Annotated in this window: 19 protein-coding genes; 12 read left to right on the forward strand and 7 right to left on the reverse strand. The window is 65.2% G+C overall.

Annotation, left to right across the window (positions count from 1 at the left end; translation table 11 throughout):
• The first annotated feature begins 23 nt into the window (after positions 1-23).
• The 3 genes from hemF to AAC023_RS02345 all read left to right on the forward strand — a co-directional run bounded on the left by hemF (position 24) and on the right by AAC023_RS02345 (position 2654).
• A complete protein-coding gene (gene hemF, locus AAC023_RS02335; protein WP_339737712.1) occupies positions 24-971 on the forward strand; it encodes an oxygen-dependent coproporphyrinogen oxidase in 948 nt (315 codons plus the stop codon).
• 80 nt (positions 972-1051) lie between these two features.
• Entirely contained in the window at positions 1052-1867 is an 816-nt protein-coding gene (locus AAC023_RS02340) for an AraC family transcriptional regulator (RefSeq protein ID WP_339737714.1), read from the forward strand.
• Between the two features lie 19 nt (positions 1868-1886).
• A complete protein-coding gene (locus AAC023_RS02345) occupies positions 1887-2654 on the forward strand; it encodes a CPBP family intramembrane glutamic endopeptidase (protein ID WP_339737716.1) in 768 nt (255 codons plus the stop codon).
• 64 nt (positions 2655-2718) lie between these two features.
• Here the strand turns inward: AAC023_RS02345 and AAC023_RS02350 are convergent, their stop codons facing one another.
• Genes AAC023_RS02350 through AAC023_RS02365 form a run of 4 tightly spaced genes read right to left on the reverse strand, consistent with a single transcriptional unit; the run spans position 2719 to position 5451 of the window.
• Entirely contained in the window at positions 2719-3972 is a 1254-nt protein-coding gene (locus AAC023_RS02350) for a CCA tRNA nucleotidyltransferase (RefSeq protein WP_339737718.1), read from the reverse strand.
• Positions 3969-4286, reverse strand: coding sequence for a DUF6111 family protein (locus AAC023_RS02355; protein ID WP_339737720.1), 318 nt, complete (start codon positions 4284-4286; stop codon positions 3969-3971). The genes AAC023_RS02350 and AAC023_RS02355 overlap by 4 nt, the downstream gene beginning before the upstream one ends.
• Before the next feature lie 3 nt (positions 4287-4289).
• Positions 4290-4907, reverse strand: coding sequence for a CoA pyrophosphatase (locus tag AAC023_RS02360; protein WP_339737722.1), 618 nt, complete (start codon positions 4905-4907; stop codon positions 4290-4292).
• Positions 4894-5451 carry a DUF1285 domain-containing protein gene (locus AAC023_RS02365; protein WP_339737724.1) on the reverse strand — a complete coding sequence of 186 codons (558 nt, stop codon included), beginning with the start codon at positions 5449-5451 and terminating at the stop codon, positions 4894-4896. The genes AAC023_RS02360 and AAC023_RS02365 overlap by 14 nt, the downstream gene beginning before the upstream one ends.
• Before the next feature lie 100 nt (positions 5452-5551).
• Between AAC023_RS02365 and AAC023_RS02370 the strand changes: the two genes are divergently transcribed.
• The 8 genes from AAC023_RS02370 to AAC023_RS02405 all read left to right on the forward strand — a co-directional run bounded on the left by AAC023_RS02370 (position 5552) and on the right by AAC023_RS02405 (position 14485).
• On the forward strand, positions 5552-6550 hold the full coding sequence (locus tag AAC023_RS02370; RefSeq protein ID WP_339737726.1) for a MoxR family ATPase: 999 nt from the start codon (positions 5552-5554) through the stop codon (positions 6548-6550).
• Between the two features lie 4 nt (positions 6551-6554).
• A complete protein-coding gene (locus tag AAC023_RS02375) occupies positions 6555-7451 on the forward strand; it encodes a DUF58 domain-containing protein (RefSeq protein ID WP_339737728.1) in 897 nt (298 codons plus the stop codon).
• On the forward strand, positions 7451-10192 hold the full coding sequence (locus AAC023_RS02380) for a DUF4159 domain-containing protein (RefSeq protein ID WP_339737730.1): 2742 nt from the start codon (positions 7451-7453) through the stop codon (positions 10190-10192). Before AAC023_RS02375 ends, AAC023_RS02380 begins: the two co-directional genes overlap by 1 nt.
• The gene (locus tag AAC023_RS02385; RefSeq protein WP_339737732.1) at positions 10189-12243 is read left to right on the forward strand and encodes a hypothetical protein; all 2055 of its coding nucleotides are present in this window, start codon (positions 10189-10191) and stop codon (positions 12241-12243) included. The genes AAC023_RS02380 and AAC023_RS02385 overlap by 4 nt, the downstream gene beginning before the upstream one ends.
• Positions 12244-12388: 145 nt before the next feature.
• A complete protein-coding gene (locus AAC023_RS02390) occupies positions 12389-13090 on the forward strand; it encodes a pirin family protein (protein ID WP_339737734.1) in 702 nt (233 codons plus the stop codon).
• Positions 13091-13157: 67 nt separating this feature from the next.
• Complete coding sequence (locus AAC023_RS02395) at positions 13158-13361, forward strand: hypothetical protein (RefSeq protein WP_339737736.1); 204 nt, start codon at positions 13158-13160, stop codon at positions 13359-13361.
• A 106-nt stretch (positions 13362-13467) separates the two neighbouring features.
• Entirely contained in the window at positions 13468-13989 is a 522-nt protein-coding gene (locus AAC023_RS02400; RefSeq protein ID WP_339737738.1) for a hypothetical protein, read from the forward strand.
• 157 nt (positions 13990-14146) lie between these two features.
• Positions 14147-14485, forward strand: coding sequence for a hypothetical protein (locus AAC023_RS02405; RefSeq protein WP_339737740.1), 339 nt, complete (start codon positions 14147-14149; stop codon positions 14483-14485).
• Positions 14486-14493: 8 nt separating this feature from the next.
• Here AAC023_RS02405 and queE read toward each other — a convergent pair whose 3' ends face one another.
• Positions 14494-15123, reverse strand: coding sequence for a 7-carboxy-7-deazaguanine synthase (gene queE, locus AAC023_RS02410; RefSeq protein WP_339737742.1), 630 nt, complete (start codon positions 15121-15123; stop codon positions 14494-14496).
• The gene (queC, locus tag AAC023_RS02415) at positions 15120-15839 is read right to left on the reverse strand and encodes a 7-cyano-7-deazaguanine synthase QueC (RefSeq protein WP_339737744.1); all 720 of its coding nucleotides are present in this window, start codon (positions 15837-15839) and stop codon (positions 15120-15122) included. The genes queE and queC overlap by 4 nt, the downstream gene beginning before the upstream one ends.
• Before the next feature lie 34 nt (positions 15840-15873).
• Here queC and cutA point away from each other — a divergent pair, with 34 nt between their 5' ends.
• Positions 15874-16206, forward strand: a complete 333-nt coding sequence (gene cutA, locus AAC023_RS02420) for a divalent-cation tolerance protein CutA (protein ID WP_339737746.1) — start codon at positions 15874-15876, stop codon at positions 16204-16206.
• Between the two features lie 8 nt (positions 16207-16214).
• Here cutA and AAC023_RS02425 read toward each other — a convergent pair whose 3' ends face one another.
• Positions 16215-16475 (reverse strand): hypothetical protein, encoded by a 261-nt coding sequence (locus tag AAC023_RS02425; protein ID WP_339737748.1) that lies wholly within the window; start codon positions 16473-16475, stop codon positions 16215-16217.
• Positions 16476-16669 lie beyond the last annotated feature (194 nt).

Below are 16669 nucleotides of genomic sequence, written 5' to 3' on the forward strand. Positions count from 1 at the left end.
CTACGAGTTGTCGCGGGCCGCGAATGGCCCGCGACCTTGCCCTTCGCGGCAAGCGCCGTATTGATGGCGCCATGATGACGACAAACACCCCCACCGCTGAAGCGCTCGATGCCCGCCGCACCAAGGCGCGTGCCTGGTTCGAGCAATTGCGCGATTTGATCTGCGCCGAATTCGAACGCCTTGAAGACGAAGCCCCCGGCGACCTCTATCCCGGCGAGCCCGGCCGCTTCGTGCGTGAGGCCTGGTCGCGCGGCGACGGCTCAAGCGATCAAGGCGGCGGCGTCACCTCGATCATGAAGGGGCGTCTGTTCGAGAAGGTCGGCGTGCATGTCTCGGCCGTGCATGGCGAGTTCTCCGAACAATTCCGCGCCCAGATCCCCGGTGCCAGCGAAGATCCGCGTTTCTGGGCCTCGGGCATCTCGCTGATCGCGCATATGTGGAATCCGCATGTGCCGGCCGTGCACATGAATACGCGCTTCATCACCACAACGAAGGGCTGGTTCGGCGGCGGCATGGACCTGACCCCGGTGCTCGATCGCTATCGCAACCAGGAGCATCAGGACGCCGTCGATTTCCACGCCGCCTGCCAGAGTGCCTGCGACAGGCATGGCGCCGATTTCCATGCCCGTTTCAAGCAATGGTGCGAGGAGTATTTCTTCCTGCCGCACCGCAATGAACCGCGCGGCATTGGCGGGATTTTCTACGACCGTCACGACAGCGGCGACTGGGAGGCCGATTTCGCCTTCACCCGCGATGTCGGCCTGGCCTTTCTCGACATCTACCCGCAGCTGGTACGCCGCCGCATGACGACGCCCTGGACGCCGGACGAGCGCGAGGAACAACTGGTCCGCCGCGGCCGCTATGCCGAATTCAACCTGCTCTATGACCGCGGCACCAAATTCGGCCTCGAGACCGGCGGCAATGTGAAGTCGATCCTGTCCTCGATGCCGCCCGAGGCGAAATGGCCGTAGACGCCGGCTGATCACAGCCCGCCTGCATCCAATCCGTTCGCCCGTGCATCCTATCAACAGGGCATGACGGAGACAGACGGATGATGATGGCCGGGCAGGCGGATAGCGGGATCAGGCGTTTTGGTGCCCGCCTCGACAAGACCGCGTTTTCGCCGCATCGCCACGATGTCTACACGCTCGGCCTGACCCTGCGCGGCGTGCAGTGTTTCAATTATCGCGGCGCCGCGCGCCAATCCCTGCCGGGCGAGCTGGTTGTGCTGCATCCCGATGAATTGCATGACGGTCATGCCGGCACAGCGGAAGGCTTCGCCTACCGCGCGATCACGATTCAGCCCAGCGCCATCACCTCCATTCTCCCCGGCCAGGCGCTGCCCTTCATCGAGGGCGGTCAGTCGACCGACCGCAGCCTGAAACGGGCCGTCAGCGCCGCGCTGGCCGACCTCGACGAGCCACTCGATCCGCTGCGCGCTGCCGATGCGTTGTTCGATATCGCCACCGCCTTGCAGGCCGCAGCCGGGCAGGCTGCGCCTGGCGGCCCGCTCGATGCCGGCGCCGCAGAACGCGCCCGCAGCTATATTCACCAGCATCTCGATGAGCCGGTTTCGATGGATGATCTCGAACAGGTGGCCGGTCAGGATCGCTGGCAATTGTCGCGCGATTTTCGGCACCTGCACGGCACCAGCCCCTATCGCTATCTGACCATGCGCCGCCTCGATGCGGTGCGAGATCGCAGCCAGCGCGGCGAAAGTTTCGTCCAGGCGGCGCTTGCTTGCGGCTTCAACGATCAGAGCCACATGACACGCCATTTCCGGGCCACCTATGGCCTGAGCCCGGCACGCTGGAAGCGCAGCGTCATGCAGGGCGCCCACGCGGCTCGCACAATCGTTCAAGATTGAACCCAGGCTCCGCGCGAGAATGAGCCTGTTCGCAATCCGGCGAACCGGTTCATTCCTCAAGCCCAACGGTCTCAAAATGCCTGTCTACGCGCCTCATAAACCCCGCTTTCTGCTGCTCGAGCTCGGCGCAGCCATCGCCTGCCTGATCCTGACGAAAATGGCCTTCGACCCGATCGCCTGGCGTTTCGCCGGACCGATGTCGATGACCTGCACCATCGCCTTCATCGCCCTGATGGCCCGCCTGCGCTCCGAAACCTGGTCCGATTTCGGCCTGCGGGCATTGCCCGGCCTGAAATCCAAGCTCCTCTTCCTGCCCCAGGTCCTGCTGGGCATGGTCGCGATCATGGGTTCCGGTGCCATCGTCGGCCTGGGCGGCGAGGCCCTGGGGCTCTGGGACATGAGCGCCACACCCTCCGGCGTCGAGGATCGCTTTGCCGGGATCACCGGCAATCTGCCGCGCTATCTGATGTGGCTGGCGCTGGGCATTGTCAGCGGCGGCTTTGGCGAGGAAGTCTTCTTCCGCGGCTATCTGATGCGCCGCATCGAGGGCATCCTGCCCGCCACTGCCCTGCGGCCGGTGCTGATGGTGGTCCTGCCGGCGCTGATGTTTGGCGGCGTGCACTTCTATTACCAGGGCCTGCAGGGCCTGCTCTCGATTGCCGCCATCGGCTTTGCGATCGGCACGCTCTATCTGCTCTACAAGCGCAATCTCTGGCCCCTGATCATCGCCCACGCCCTGGTCGATTCGATTGGCTTCACCGCGCTCTATCTCGGGGTTGAGGTGTAGCGCTCCAGCAAAAAGCCCCGGTCGACGACCGGGGCTTTTTCATTCGAGGATCAGCGCATAAACACTAGTGCTTCAGACGCGCGATCAGTTCTTCCCTGGTCGGCTCGAAGCGTTCAGCGATCCAGTGTGCCTTGAGGGCATCCATGGCATCGCCGAGCATCGGGCCGGGTTCATAGCCGAGCAGGATGAGATCGCCGCCGGAAACCGGGAAGTCGGGCTGTTGCCATTCGCGGGCGAATTTGGCCAGCAGGGTCCAGTCGCGCGGCGGCGGGGCGACATCGCCAGCGGCGCTGAGCCGGACCTGGTCTTCAAAGGCGCGCGCGCCGAGCGACATGATCGCCCGTTCCGCTGCGGCCATATCGGTGAAGGCCGCTTCGACTTCGCCGCACAGCGACGGATCGACCGCGCCCTGCAGGCGCCGGCTTTCGGCATTCGACATTTTCAGTTTGGCTGCCATGATTCTGATCCTTTCGGGCCCACCGCCAATGAGAGCCACAAACCGCAAAAGCGGGTCGGGTTCCAGACCGGCAGAGATATCTTGGTTTATAATACCTACAAGGATTCTTAAGGATCCGTTCACTCCCAGAATTTCCGACAGGATCCCGTGCTCCGCCATCACGGCGACCGCGGGGCCCGGATCGGGTGCGGCGAGCAGTTTCTTCAGCTCCGACCAGACCCGTTCCGCCGACAGGGTGTGCAGACCGTCCTTCAGCCGCGCTGCCGCCGCGACGCCTGCGCTGTCAGGCACGCCCGAGCCATACCAGGCCTCGAAACGGAACAGGCGCAGGGTGCGCAGATAGTCCTCGCGGATACGATTTTCGGCCGACCCTACGAAGACAAAGCGGCAGGGATCGAGATCGGCGAGACCGCCGGTCGGATCATGAATTATGCCCTCGCTGTCGGCATAAAGCGCATTGAGCCGGAAGTCGCGGCGCCGGGCGTCCTCATCCCAGTCTTCGGTAAAGGCGACAACGGCGCGGCGGCCATCGGTCTCGACATCGCGGCGCAAAGTGGTGACCTCGAACGGGCGGCCGCCGGAAATGACCGAAATTGTGCCGTGGCGAATGCCGGTCGGCACCGGTTTCAGCCCCGCTGCCCGGGCCGCTTCGATCACCTGTTCGGGCAGAAGCTGGGTGGCGATGTCGATATCGGCGACCGGCTTGCCCAACAGGGCATTGCGAATACAGCCGCCAACGAAGCGCGAGCCGCCTGGCCGCACGGCCTCGAGCGCTGCCATCACCGCCCGCGTCGCCGGATCGCGCATCCAGGCGTGGTCGGCCGGAGCGAGGCGAAGCGGTACGGGCCGGGCTGCTGTCATTGCGGTTCGGGGCTGTCGCTCGTCTCGGGATCGGCGGCTTCCGTCTCCTCGACCGGCACGAAATAGCCCGGCACAACACGGCCATCAACCACACGCGAGGGCACATAGAGCTCGCCCTCATGTCCGCCGCGGCCAGATTCCAGAAGGACGAGCGCAATCATCACCAGGATCGACAGCCCGGCCCCGATCGCCGCGAGCCGCAGCGTCGGCGTCGCCTCGATCGGGTGTTCCGAACTGGACTGCCAGCGCCAGATGAAAAAGATCAGGAAAGGCAGGAGAAACGAGGCAATTTCGATAATTGTGATGCGTATCATGACTTACCCATACAGCTTGTCGTGCAGCGACTTCAACAAGCCTGCCGTGACACCCCATATATAGCGATCTTCCCAGGGCATGGCATAGTAATGTCGTTCCTGCCCCTGCCAGACGCCCGAGCGCTGCTGGTGATTGAGCGGATTCATCAGAAAATCGAACGGGGCCTCGAACACGCTGGCGACTTCGCCAGGATCCGGCCTGAGGTCATATCCCGGTCTGAGAACACCGACAAAGGGCGTGATCTGAAAGCCGGTGCCGGTCTCATAGGATTCGAAACGGCCCACCAGTTCAACATGCTCGGCGCCGATCCCGATCTCCTCCTCGACCTCGCGCAGGGCTGCCTGGGCCGGGCCGGCATCGCCCGGATCGAGACTGCCGCCGGGAAAGCTGATCTGGCCGGGATGCTTGAGCAGATGGCTGGCGCGTTCGGTGAAGAGCAGGCGTGGTGGTCCATCATGCAGGATAAGCGGCGCCAGCACCGCCGCCGGACGCAGCTTGCGGCCACTTGGCGAGGGCAGTCCGTTGAGATCGCCATCGCCGCGAAACCCTGCGCCGCTCTCGCCTTCAACCGGATCGAGCCGCTGGCGCATCAGGTCGAGCAGGCCCTTAATCGCTGGCATTGGCCTCCTCCAGAGCGAAGAAGGCACCGCCGCTCCACACGCCCGTCACCCCCTCATGCTCGACGGCGAGTTCCACCAGTTCGTAAAAGACCGGCCGGGTCATCAAAGCGTCAAGACGGCCGCGGATACGCACCAGCGGTGTCGGCTCGCCGGTAACGGGGTCGATACGGACCTTGATCGGGTGATCCGGCCCGGCTTCGGCCAGATCATCGAAATTCGTCGTGAATATCAGCGACTGGGCCTCGCCCTCGCCGGTCGCATCGACTCGCACGGCCACAAAGGGCGCGAGCTCGACCTGGATGGCGATTTTTTCGACCGGCGTCACGAGATAATGAACGCCGTCGTCATCTTTTCGCAAGATTGTGGAAAACAGCCGTGACAGAGGCTGGCGGGTAATGCGCTTTCCCTCATGCCACCACGAGCCATCCCGTTTGATGACCATGTCCATTTCGCCGCAATTTTCCGGGTGCCAGCGCTCGACCGGCGGCAAGCCGTCGCCGGCGCTGCGCGCCGCCTGCAGCAGGGACTGCATTGCATCTGGCATTTCAGGCGTTGAGGCCATGGACAGCTTTCATGCGTGACGCCATGCTCTCGTCGAGCAAATTGGCATATGAACCATCTGTATCGCGAAGGATTTTAGGACGATGACCGAGATGAATGAAGCCGGTACAGACTTAATTGCCCAGGCAGACGCAGCTACGGCCCGTTTGCAACAGGTCCGCGACTCGATTGGCCGGGTGATTTTCGGTCTCGAAGACGAAGTCGAACTTTGCCTTGCGGCCATCCTGTCAGGCGGTCACGCCCTGCTGGTCGGCGCCCCAGGCCTTGCCAAGACGCGCCTGGTCCAGGCCATCGCGGTGGCGACCGGTTTGGAGACCAAACGCATCCAGTTTACGCCCGATCTGATGCCGGCCGATATTCTCGGCTCGGAAATCCTCGAGGAATCCGATGATGGCAAACGCCATTTCCGCTTCCTGCCCGGTCCGATCTTCTGTCGCCTGTTGATGGCCGACGAAATCAATCGCGCCAGCCCGCGCACCCAGGCCGCCCTGCTGCAGGCGATGCAGGAAGGCCATGTCACCATTGCCGGTGAACGCCATGACCTGCCCCAGCCCTTCCATGTTCTGGCAACCCAGAACCCGATCGAGCAGGAAGGCACCTATCCGCTGCCCGAAGCCCAGCTCGATCGCTTCCTGCTGCGCGTCGACATCCCCTATCCGACCCGCGAGGCCGAACGTCAGGTCCTGCTCGCCACCACCGGCGCAGCCAGCACCGATGCGGTCAAGGTGCTCGATGCCGACGAGATCCTCAAACTCCAGGCGCTCGTCCGCGCCCTGCCGGTCGGCGAGAAAGTGCTCGATGCCATTCTCGACCTGCTGCGTCTGGCGCGCCCGGAAGAGACCGATGTCGAAGCCGTGCGCACCGGCGTGTCCTGGGGCCCCGGCCCGCGTGCCGGTCAGGCGCTGATGCTGGCCTGCCGCGCCCGCGCCCTGCTGCAGGGCCGCCTGGCGCCCTCAACCGAGGATGTAGCGGCGCTGGCCGAGCCGGTGCTGAAACACCGCATGGCGCTGTCCTTTGCGGCCCGTGCCGACGGACACACGCTGGAAGGCCTGATCAAATCGCTCGCCGAGCGGGCGGCCTGATCCCATGAGCGACGGCGTCGATCGCCATTCGGAAATGCGCGTTGTGCAGCTGCGCCACCAGGGCGAAGCGGCCGCCGCAAGCCTGCCGGCCCTGATGGCCGAAGCGACGCGTATTGCCGCGACGGTCGCCCAGGGTGTGCATGGCCGGCGCCGCGCCGGCGTCGGCGAGAGTTTCTGGCAATACCGGCATCATCGCCCCGAAGACGGCCGCGCCGCCGTCGACTGGCGCCAGTCGGCCCGCAGCGACCAGCTCTTCGTGCGTCAGAATGAGTGGGAGGCGGCCAATACCGTCTGGCTCTGGCGCGACGGCTCGGCCTCGATGCGTTTCTCCTCGTCCAGGGACCATGCCAGCAAGATCGATCGCGCCGCGGTCTGCCAGATCGCCATGGCGGCCCTGCTCACCCAGGGCGGCGAGCGCGTCGCGGTGCTCGGCGAGTCCGCGATTGCCCGCACCGGCGCGCTTGGCCTTGAACGCACCTCGCGCCGTCTGGCGCTCGGCCCCGGCGAGATGAGCGCTGTGGAAGCCCCCAATATCGGCCGTTTCGGACGCGTCGTGCTGGCGAGCGACTTCCTTGATCCGCCGGAGACCTGGGCTGCGCGCCTGTCACGTTTCTCGGCGATGGAGGCGGAAGGCGTGCTGCTGCGCATTGTCGATCCGGCCGAGGAAGACTTTCCCTATTCCGGCCGCACCCGCTTCGAGAATCCCGAAGGCGGTGAAGGCCTGTTGTTCGGCCGCGCCGAGGAAGCGCGTTCCACCTATCGCCAGCGCTGGGCCGAGCATGGCGAGGCGCTGGCTGCGCTCGCGCGCCGCTTCGGCTGGTCGCTCGTCACCCACCGCACCGACCGCACCGCCACCAGCGCCGTGCTGGCGCTGTATCGCGCCCTGGCGAGGGATGCCTGATGTTTGCACTCGGCCCCCTCTCCTTCGGCGCACCGCTGGCCCTGATCGGCCTGCTGAGCCTGCCCATATTGTGGCTGCTGCTGCGCGCGACGCCGCCGGCACCGCGCCGCGCCATCTTCCCGCCGCTGCGCCTGTTGTTCGGCGCGCCCGACGATGCCGAGACACCGCAGCACGCCCCTTGGTGGCTGATCCTGTTCCGCCTGCTCATCGCTGCCCTGGTGATCCTCGGCCTGTCGCGTCCCGTCTGGACACCGCCAGCCGTGATCGACGAGACCCGCCCCGAATTGATCGTGATCGACAATGGCTGGGCCGGCGCCGCGAACTGGGCGGCCACAAGCCGCGAGGCGGTCCGGCTGCTCGACGAGGCCGAACGCGACGGACGGCTCGCCGCCATACTCCTTACCGCCAATAGCGGCGAAGCACCCGCACCGCTCCGCCTTGACCGGCCCGACGCCGCTCGCCGTTTGCTCGCCACGGCCAGCCCGATGGCCTGGGGCACGGACCGTGACGCTGCCGCCGACCGGGTGGCTCTTGCCCGCAATGATGGCGCTCTGTCCGATGCGATGGCCGTGACCTGGCTCAGCGACGGCATGGATAGTGAGGGCAGCCGTGCGCTCGCCCGTACTCTCACGGCCCTCGGCACTGTACGGATCATCGAACCCGATAATGGCCGCGCTGCCCTGGCGATGGCACCGCCGGAACCGACCGCGGCCGGCTTGTCGATTGAATTGCGCCGCGTCGCGACCGGACTGCCGCGCACCGCCGCGATCACGGCTCTGGGAAGTGACGGACGCGCCATCGCCCGCACGGATCTGAGCTTCGATGCCGATAGCGGCATTGCCCGCTCTGAACTGAGCTTGCCGCTCGATCTGCGCAACCGGATCGCCAGCCTGCGCGTCGAAGGTCCGGGCACCGCCGGCTCGGTCCGCCTGATGGGCGATCAATGGCGACGCCCGCGCATCGGCCTGATCGACGCGATACGGGAAGACGGACAGCCCCTGCTCTCGGACCTGCATTATATCGAGAGCGCCATCGCGCCCTTCTCGCAACCGGTCCGCGGCACGCTCGACGAATTGCTCGAAACTGAATCAGCCGCCCTCGTCATGGTCGATGATGCCCGCACTGACGATGCCCGGATCGGCGAATTTGTCGCCAATGGCGGTCTGTTGATCCGTTTCGCCGGCCCGCGTCTGGCCGCGCGCAGCGACAGTCTCCTGCCGGTGGATCTGCGGATTGGGGGGCGCCTGCTCGGTGGCGCGCTCAACTGGGAAGAACCCCAGCGCATCGCCCGTTTCGGTGATGACTCTCCCTTTGCCGGCCTGCCACCAGATGCGACGGCCACGGTCGACCGCCAGGTTCTCGCCCAGCCAGGCAGCGCAACGCCGGACCGGGTCTGGGCCCGACTCGAGGATGGCACACCATTGGTCACCGCCGTGCGCCGAGGCCGTGGCTGGATCGTGCTCTTCCACGTCACCGCCGGACCGGACTGGTCGGACCTGCCGCTGTCGGGCCTCTACCCACGCATGCTGCAGCGCATTCTCGGCCTCGCCCAGGGCGGATCGGCGACGGGCCCGGCCAATGGCGCCTGGCAGCTCGATCGCGCCCTCGATTCGAGCGGGCAGTTGACGACAGCCCCCAATAGCGCCCGCCCGATCGTCGCAGCCAGCTGGGACGGCGCCAGCGCCAGCCCGATCTCGCCCCCGGGCCTCTACCGCCTGGGGTCGGCAACCGCCGCCCTGAATGTGATAAAGGCCAGTACGACGATCACGGCCCTGCCGCGCGACCTGCCCGGCGTCCTGTTCGCCGGGCTCGACGGGCCGCGCCCGCTCCGTTTCATCGCCGCCCTGCTCTCGCTCGCCCTGATCATGCTGGCAGTGGATGTCGTGCTCGCGCTGGCCCTGGCGGGCCGCTTGCCGCTGCGCCTGTTCGGGACGGCAGCGACGGCCTGGCTGATTGCCCTCGCCCTGCCGCTCGCGCCATCGGCCGAAGCCCAGCCGACAACCACACCGCCACCGCCGGTCAGCGATGACAGTTTCGCACTCGAGGCGGCGCTCGATCTGCACTTCGCCTATGTCGTCACCGGCAATGCGGCGATCGATGCGCGCAGCCAGGCCGGACTGACCGGACTGAGCCAGGAAGTCACCCGCCGCAGCGCCATCGAACCGGCGCCGCCCATGGCAATCAATGTCGAGACCGATCCGCTGATCTTCTTCCCGATGATCTACTGGCCGGTGGCGCGCGATGCCGGCGCCCTGTCGCCCGCAGCTGCGGCGCGTGTCAGCTCCTATCTGCAATCGGGCGGGCTGATCGTGTTCGACACCCAGGATGCCGATGTCGCCATGTTGCGCGCCGGCGCGCCGCATCCCGGATTGCTGACCATCCTCGACAGTATCGACCTGCCGCCTCTTGGTCCGGTTCCCAGTGATCATGTGCTGACCCGCTCCTTCTACCTGCTGCAGGATTTCCCCGGCCGCTTCTCGGGCAGCCCGGTCTGGGTCGAGGCCAATCCCGACGGCGCGTCGCGCGATGGCACGTCCGGCGTGATCATTGGCGCCAATGACTGGGCCTCGGCCTGGGCGGTCGACGCCGCCGGCCGGCCCTCCGCTCCGGTTGAGGGCGGCGACCGTCAACGCGAAATGGCGATCCGCTTCGGCGTCAATATCGCGATGTATGCGCTGACCGGAAACTATAAGGCCGACCAGGTCCATGTCCCCGACATTCTCGAGAGGCTGGGCCAATGAATGCCACCGCACTCGATTTCGCACCGCTCATACCCTGGCCGTTTCTGGCCGGGCTGACGGGCTTTGCCCTGCTGGCGATCATTCTGGGTGCCTGGCAGCGGCTGGCTGGCTGGCTGTGGCGCAGCCTCGCCGTTCTGGCGCTGGCGCTGGCGCTGGCCAATCCCTCACTGGTCGAGGAAGAGCGCGATCCGCTGGCCGATATCGCGGTGCTGGTCACTGACCGAAGCGCCAGCATGGAAGTCGGCGAACGCACCGAGGCAGCCAATGCCATGGCCGCTGCGCTGCGACAGCAGGCCGAGACCGACCCCATGCTTGAGCTGGTCGAGGTCGAAGCCGGTACCAGCGCCGATGGCACAATGCTGTTCGAAGCGCTCAATGGCGCGCTGGCCAGCGTGCCGCCCGACCGGTTGGCCGGGGTCATACTGACCACGGACGGCCAGATCCACGACGCGCCGGCCGATCCAGCCAGCCTCAATCTCAACGCTCCCGTGCACCAGGCCATGGCCGGCGACCGCAATGCCGGCGACCGCCGCCTGGTGATCGAGGAAGCGCCGCGCTACGGCATTGTCGGTCAGACCGTCGCCTTCCTGCTGCGCGTCGAGGACGATGCGATGCAGGGCACGGCGATGGTTTCCTTCCGCTTTGAGGGCGGCGAACCGCAGACCCACCGCATCCCGATCGGCCGCTCCACCCGCGTTGAAGTGCCCGTCGAGCGCCGCGGCCAGAATGTCATCGAAGCCGAGGTCGAACCGGGCCCGCAAGAATTGTCCCTGATCAATAACCGCGCCGCCGTATCGGTGAACGGGGTGCGCGACCGCCTGCGCGTGCTGCTCGTCACCGGCGAGCCGCATAATGGCGCCCGCGCCTGGCGCAATCTGCTGAAATCCGATCCTTCGGTCGATTTGGTCCACTTCACCATTCTGCGTCCGCCGGACCGGCGCGACAGCACGCCGGTCGAGGAACTCGCCCTGATCGGCTTTCCGGTGCAAGAGTTGTTCGTCGAGCGCCTGAGCGAATTCGATCTGGTGATTTTCGACCGCTATCGCCGACGCAATATCATGCCCCCGATCTATTTCGATTATATCGCGCGCTATGTCGAAGATGGTGGTGCCTTGCTGGTGACCGCCGGGCCACCTTTCGCCGGCGGCCCAAGCCTCTACCGGACGCCGCTGGCCGCCGTATTGCCGGTACGGCCAACCGGTTACATCACCGATGGTGGTTTCACACCGCAGACGACCGCCGCCGGGATGCGCCACCCGGTCACGGCCGGGCTTGAAGGCGGCGGCGAGGCTCCGAGCTGGGGCCGCTGGCTGCGCCAGATCCATGGTGTGTCCCTGGGCGGGGAAACCCTGTTGCAGGCGCCCGATGGCAACCCGCTGCTCGTGGTCCAGAGATCGGGCGAAGGCCGTGCCGCCATCGTGATGAGCGATCAGACCTGGCTATGGGCACGCGGTTTTGAGGGCGGCGGGCCCTATGCGGAAATGTTCCGCCGCGTTGCCCACTGGCTAATGAGAGAGCCCGAGCTCGACGAGGAAAGACTCACCGCCTACGCCAATGATGGCGAACTGCACGCCAATCGCGTCACCCTGGCCGATGCTGCGCCGCCGCTGCAAATCACCTGGCCCGATGGCGAGCAAGAGATCACCGGCATGAGCCAGGACGCTGATGGCCGATATTCCGTTGCGGTCCCGGCCAATGGGTCCGGCCTCGTGCGTCTGCGTTCCGGTGATCTGACGACCGTCGCCGCGCTTGGCCCGCTCAACCCTTTGGAATATGCCGACCTGCGCCCGACCGGCGAGAATCTCACTGCCGTGCTCGACGCTATGGGCGGCGGATTGTTCGCGATCGGTGAAGGTGCCGATGCCCGCCTGCCCGACCTGCGCCGCACCCGGCTGGGTGCCGACCAGGCCGGTCGCGGCTGGCTAGGCCTGCAGCGCAATGAGCGCTACATCGTGCGCGCCTCGCATGCTCGTCCGGTTCTGCCGGCATTGATCATCGCCCTGCTGATCGCAGCCTTCATGGGTCTTGGCTGGTGGCGCGAGGGCAAGTAGCTCAACCGGCTCCCCCTGAACAGGTCCCCGAAACGGGCGGGCGGATTAGTGCCGGGCGGGAATGACTTCGCGTCCGCAATCGCCATTTTTCCGGCCGGTCCACGCCCCTATCTCTGTCGTCAACACAGACAGATGGAGATCGCTCATGATCGAGAAACGCGCATTCGACAGCCTCGGCCGGTTCAGGAATGACTGGCTCAATGCCCGGCATCATTTCAGCTTTGGCGGTTATCACGACCCGGACCGGATGGGCTGGGGTGCCCTGCAGGTCTGGAATGATGACGAGATCGCCGCCGATGGCGGCTTCGCGCCGCATCCTCACGAAAATATGGAAATCATCACCTATGTCCGCGAGGGCGCAATCAGTCATCGTGACAATCTGGGCAATGCCGGCCGCACCATGGCCGGTGATGTCCAGGTGATGTCTGCGGGCAGCGGTATACGGCATTCCGAATTCAATCAGGAAGCCGAAACCACCACCCTGTTTCAGATCTGGATCCTGCCGCGCGAGACCGGCGGCGAGCCACGCTGGGAGACGGCAAGCTTTCCGGCCGGCGATCGCACCGGGCAGCTGATCGTGCTCGCTTCGGGCGATCCGGAGCGGGACGGTGGCTTGTTGATCCGGCAGGATGCCAAGGTATTCGGGGCCACGATGGAGGCTGGCCAATCAGTCAATCACCGCCTGAAACCGGGGCATCGGGCCTATTTGACGCTCGCCATCGGTAGCGGTTCCGTCAACGGTATGGAGCTCGATGCCCGCGATGCTGCGGCCATCCGCGATGAGGATGAAATCCGCATCGAGGCCGGCAGTGCGCTCGAGCTGGTGATGGTGGAGGTGCCGGAATAACCCGGAGCATTCACCCTAATGCAAGGCTTGTGGGCGAAGGGTGGCAGGCTGATAGCTGGAGACTGCCATGAAATACCTTCGCCCCATCCTGCTCCTCGCCCTGATCGCACCATCGCTGTCGGGCTGCCTGGTGGTCGGTGCGACAGCACTGGTCGCCGATGTCGCAATCGGGACAGCAGGCACCGCCGTCAAGGCTGTCGGTGCCGTTGGCGGTGCTGCCGTCGATCTGGTCCTGCCCGACTCCGATGATTCGGAAGACGATAATCGCTAGGATTGCGAGAATTTAACCCGGACCCGCGGCGCCGCATCTAACAATCCGGCCCGTCAGCTGTTATGCTGACGATGAGGGACATTCACCTGTTTTCATGGAGGCGTACATGTTGCGGCTAATTACGAAGACATTCTCCCTGGCGGCTGCGGCGGCTCTGTCGCTATCGGCCGGAGCGGCGCTCGCAGCGGAACCGGTGTCGATTGCACCGATCCAGATCGGCGAAGCGCTGGCGGCCAAGGCCGACGAGATTGGCGAACGGGAATTCGATCGTCTCAGGGAAATCTTGCGCGGTGATCTCGAACGCGAGCTCGCCGGCCATCTCGGCGAGAACGGTTCGGTTCTCCACGTCACCATTCTCGATGCCGACCCAAATCGGCCGACCATGGACGAAATGGCGGCAACGCCGGGACTGAGCATGGAGAGTTTCAGCATTGGCGGAGCGAGCCTTGAGGCCGAACTGATCGCATCCTCCGGCGATACGCTGCAAACCTACAGCTATGCCTGGCGGTCGCACTCGATCCATAATGCGGCCTATGCCGGCACCTGGAGTGATGCACGGCGGACGTTCAATCGCTTCGCGGCCGAAATTGGCGACAGCCTCGAGAGCGCGGCTGCCGACGGTTCCTGACCACGAAGACAGGTCCGGAACTTGCAGGATGAGGGGCGCGCCAGCAATGGCGCGCCTATTCTTTGGTGGACTCATGCTCGCGGGGGCGCAATGATCCAGCCAAAGCCGGTCTGGGGGAAACGGCATGCTACTGACGAGTTTGATTCCATTATTCGCATTGACACTAGCGGCGGACACGGCCGATGCGCCGTCCCGCCAGACGATGACGCGTGAGATCGTGCGATCCTGCGTTGCCCAGGTCGGCACGCAATTGCAAGACCCGGTCCCGTCCTGTGCCTGCACGGCCGGCTGGTTGTCGGCACAACTCGATTACCGTGATTTCTACGTTGTCGGCCGCATCTATCGCTATGCCAGCGACCCGGCCGGCATGGAGACCGAAATTGCCCGCCTGGTCCGCGATGGCGGCTATGCGGCCGCGGACATTTTGCGGGTCGCGCGCTTCCTGCAGGACTCCGAGGCGGAGATGAGCGCGGCCTGTGGTTTTCTGGAACGCTGATCGAAGTCTCAGGGCGCGCCGATCCATTTATGGGTCTGCAGACTGAGCGTCCATTGCGGATGGGCGATGCAATATTCGAACGCCGCCTGGGCGTTTTCCATCATGCCGGGACCGTCCATCGGCTGTAGCGAAAAGCGCTTGAAATCCCAGCCGAGATAGTCGACCGGGTCGAGGCCGGGTTGAGGGTAGACCAGTTTCAGCTCATCCCCGCTACGCTGCACCACCGGCGCCTTGCCTTTCGGGCTGACGGTGATCCAGTCAATACCCGCCGGCGCAGCCAGCGTCCCATTCGTCTCCACAGCGATGTCAAAGCCCGCCGTGTGCAGGGCATCAATCAGACGCGCGTCGAGCTGCAGCAGCGGCTCACCGCCCGTACAGACCACAAGTGGCCTGCCACCGCCGGGCCACATCGCGGCCACCGCTGCCGCCAGAGCCTCCGGCGTCTCGAACCGGCCGCCGCCGGGTCCGTCCATACCAATGAAATCCGTATCGCAGAAATTGCACACCGCAGCGGCGCGGTCCTGCTCGCGGCCGCTCCAGAGATTGCAGCCGGCAAAGCGCAGGAAAACCGCCGGACGGCCGGTCTGGCCGCCCTCGCCCTGCACCGTCAGGAATATCTCCTTGACCGAATATTTCATCGCACGGCCCCGCTGCGCCATAAATGCCAGCCGGCAGCGCGCAGGTCACAGGCCGGACAGGCGCCGCAGCCATAACCCCAGACATGCAGCTCGCTGCGATCGCCGCGATAGCAGGTATGGGTGCGGGTGCGGATAATTTCCACCAGTCTGTCACCGCCCAGGTCATGCGCCAGGGCCCATGTCTGGGCCTTGTCGAGCGACATCAGCGGCGTCTCGATGACGATATCCATCGCCAGACCGAGCCTCAGTGTCTCCTGCATCGCGTCAATCGTGGTCCGGCGGCAGTCGGGATAACCGGAGAAGTCCGTCTCGCACATGCCGCCGACCATCACGCCATGGCCGCGCCGGTAAGCCAGCGCCGAGGCAAGCGTGAGGAAGACCAGATTGCGGCCCGGCACGAAAGTGGTCGGCAGTCCGTCGGCGGCCATCTCGATCGCCCGGTTGGCGGTCAGGGCACTCTCGGCGATGGCGCCATAACCGGCGATGTCGACGACATGATCTTCGCCGAGCCGCATGGCCCAGTCCGGGAAAGCCGCAGCCATCGCCGTGCGGACATCGAGACGCGCCTGCATCTCGACATGATGGCGCTGGCCGTAGTCAAAACCGACCGTCTCGACGCGTTCATAGCGCGACAGCGCCCAGGCGAGACAGGTTGCGGAATCCTGGCCACCGGAGAAGAGTAGCAGGGCAGAGGTCGATGTCGGTCGGGTATCCATGGCCGTTCTATAGTCGCGCGAGCAGGGGATGACCATGAGCAAGTATCGCTGGATCTACACCACCTGGCCTGATGCCGGCCTCGCCAAGGAGGCCGGGCAGACCCTCGTGGAAGAGGGATTGTGTGCCTGCGTCAATATCCTGCCGGGGATGACCAGCGTCTATCGCTGGCAAGGTGCGGTCGAGACCGCGAGCGAGGCAGTCATGATCCTCAAGACCAGCGCCGCAAAGGCGCCGCTCGCCATCAAGCGCCTCGTCGCGCTCCACCCCTATGACGAGCCTTGTGCTGTGGGGCTGGAGATTGATGGAGCTGCATCCGCTCCGGCCTTCCTCGCCTGGATGGACGCGGCGGTCAGCAATAGCGCCTGAGCGGGGTCTCAGACTTCGGGATCATGGTCGATCACGGCCTCATGGGCCGATTCGTCAAAGCCCCGGCGGCGGCCAATGATCAGTACGGTCGACAGGACGGCGCCAAGGATGATGGAGAACAAAACCCCCAGGCCCAGCGCAAACCAGCCATGGCTGCTCATATGGATGGCCGGCAAGTCACCATAGCCGAGTACGAGAAAGGCGGTCAGAGCGATAAGAACAACCGCGACGAGGCCGAGCAGAAGCTTGTTGGACAAGATAGTGGACATGACAATGACCCTCAAATTCATTGTCAGTCTACGCCAATCGCCGCCGAAGTCATCCCGATCCGGCCAACCGCGCCTAAATGTCACGGGGCCACCAGGACGCCGGTATCCGGTTCAGTGCCGGTCTAATCATACTAAAATTGCCGGTCCGGGCCGCTGTCCTCCCGGACGAAAAATATGGTAGCGGGAGGGAGACT

It is taken from the genome of uncultured Maricaulis sp. (assembly GCF_963976135.1).
Taxonomy (GTDB): Bacteria; Pseudomonadota; Alphaproteobacteria; order Caulobacterales; family Maricaulaceae; genus Maricaulis.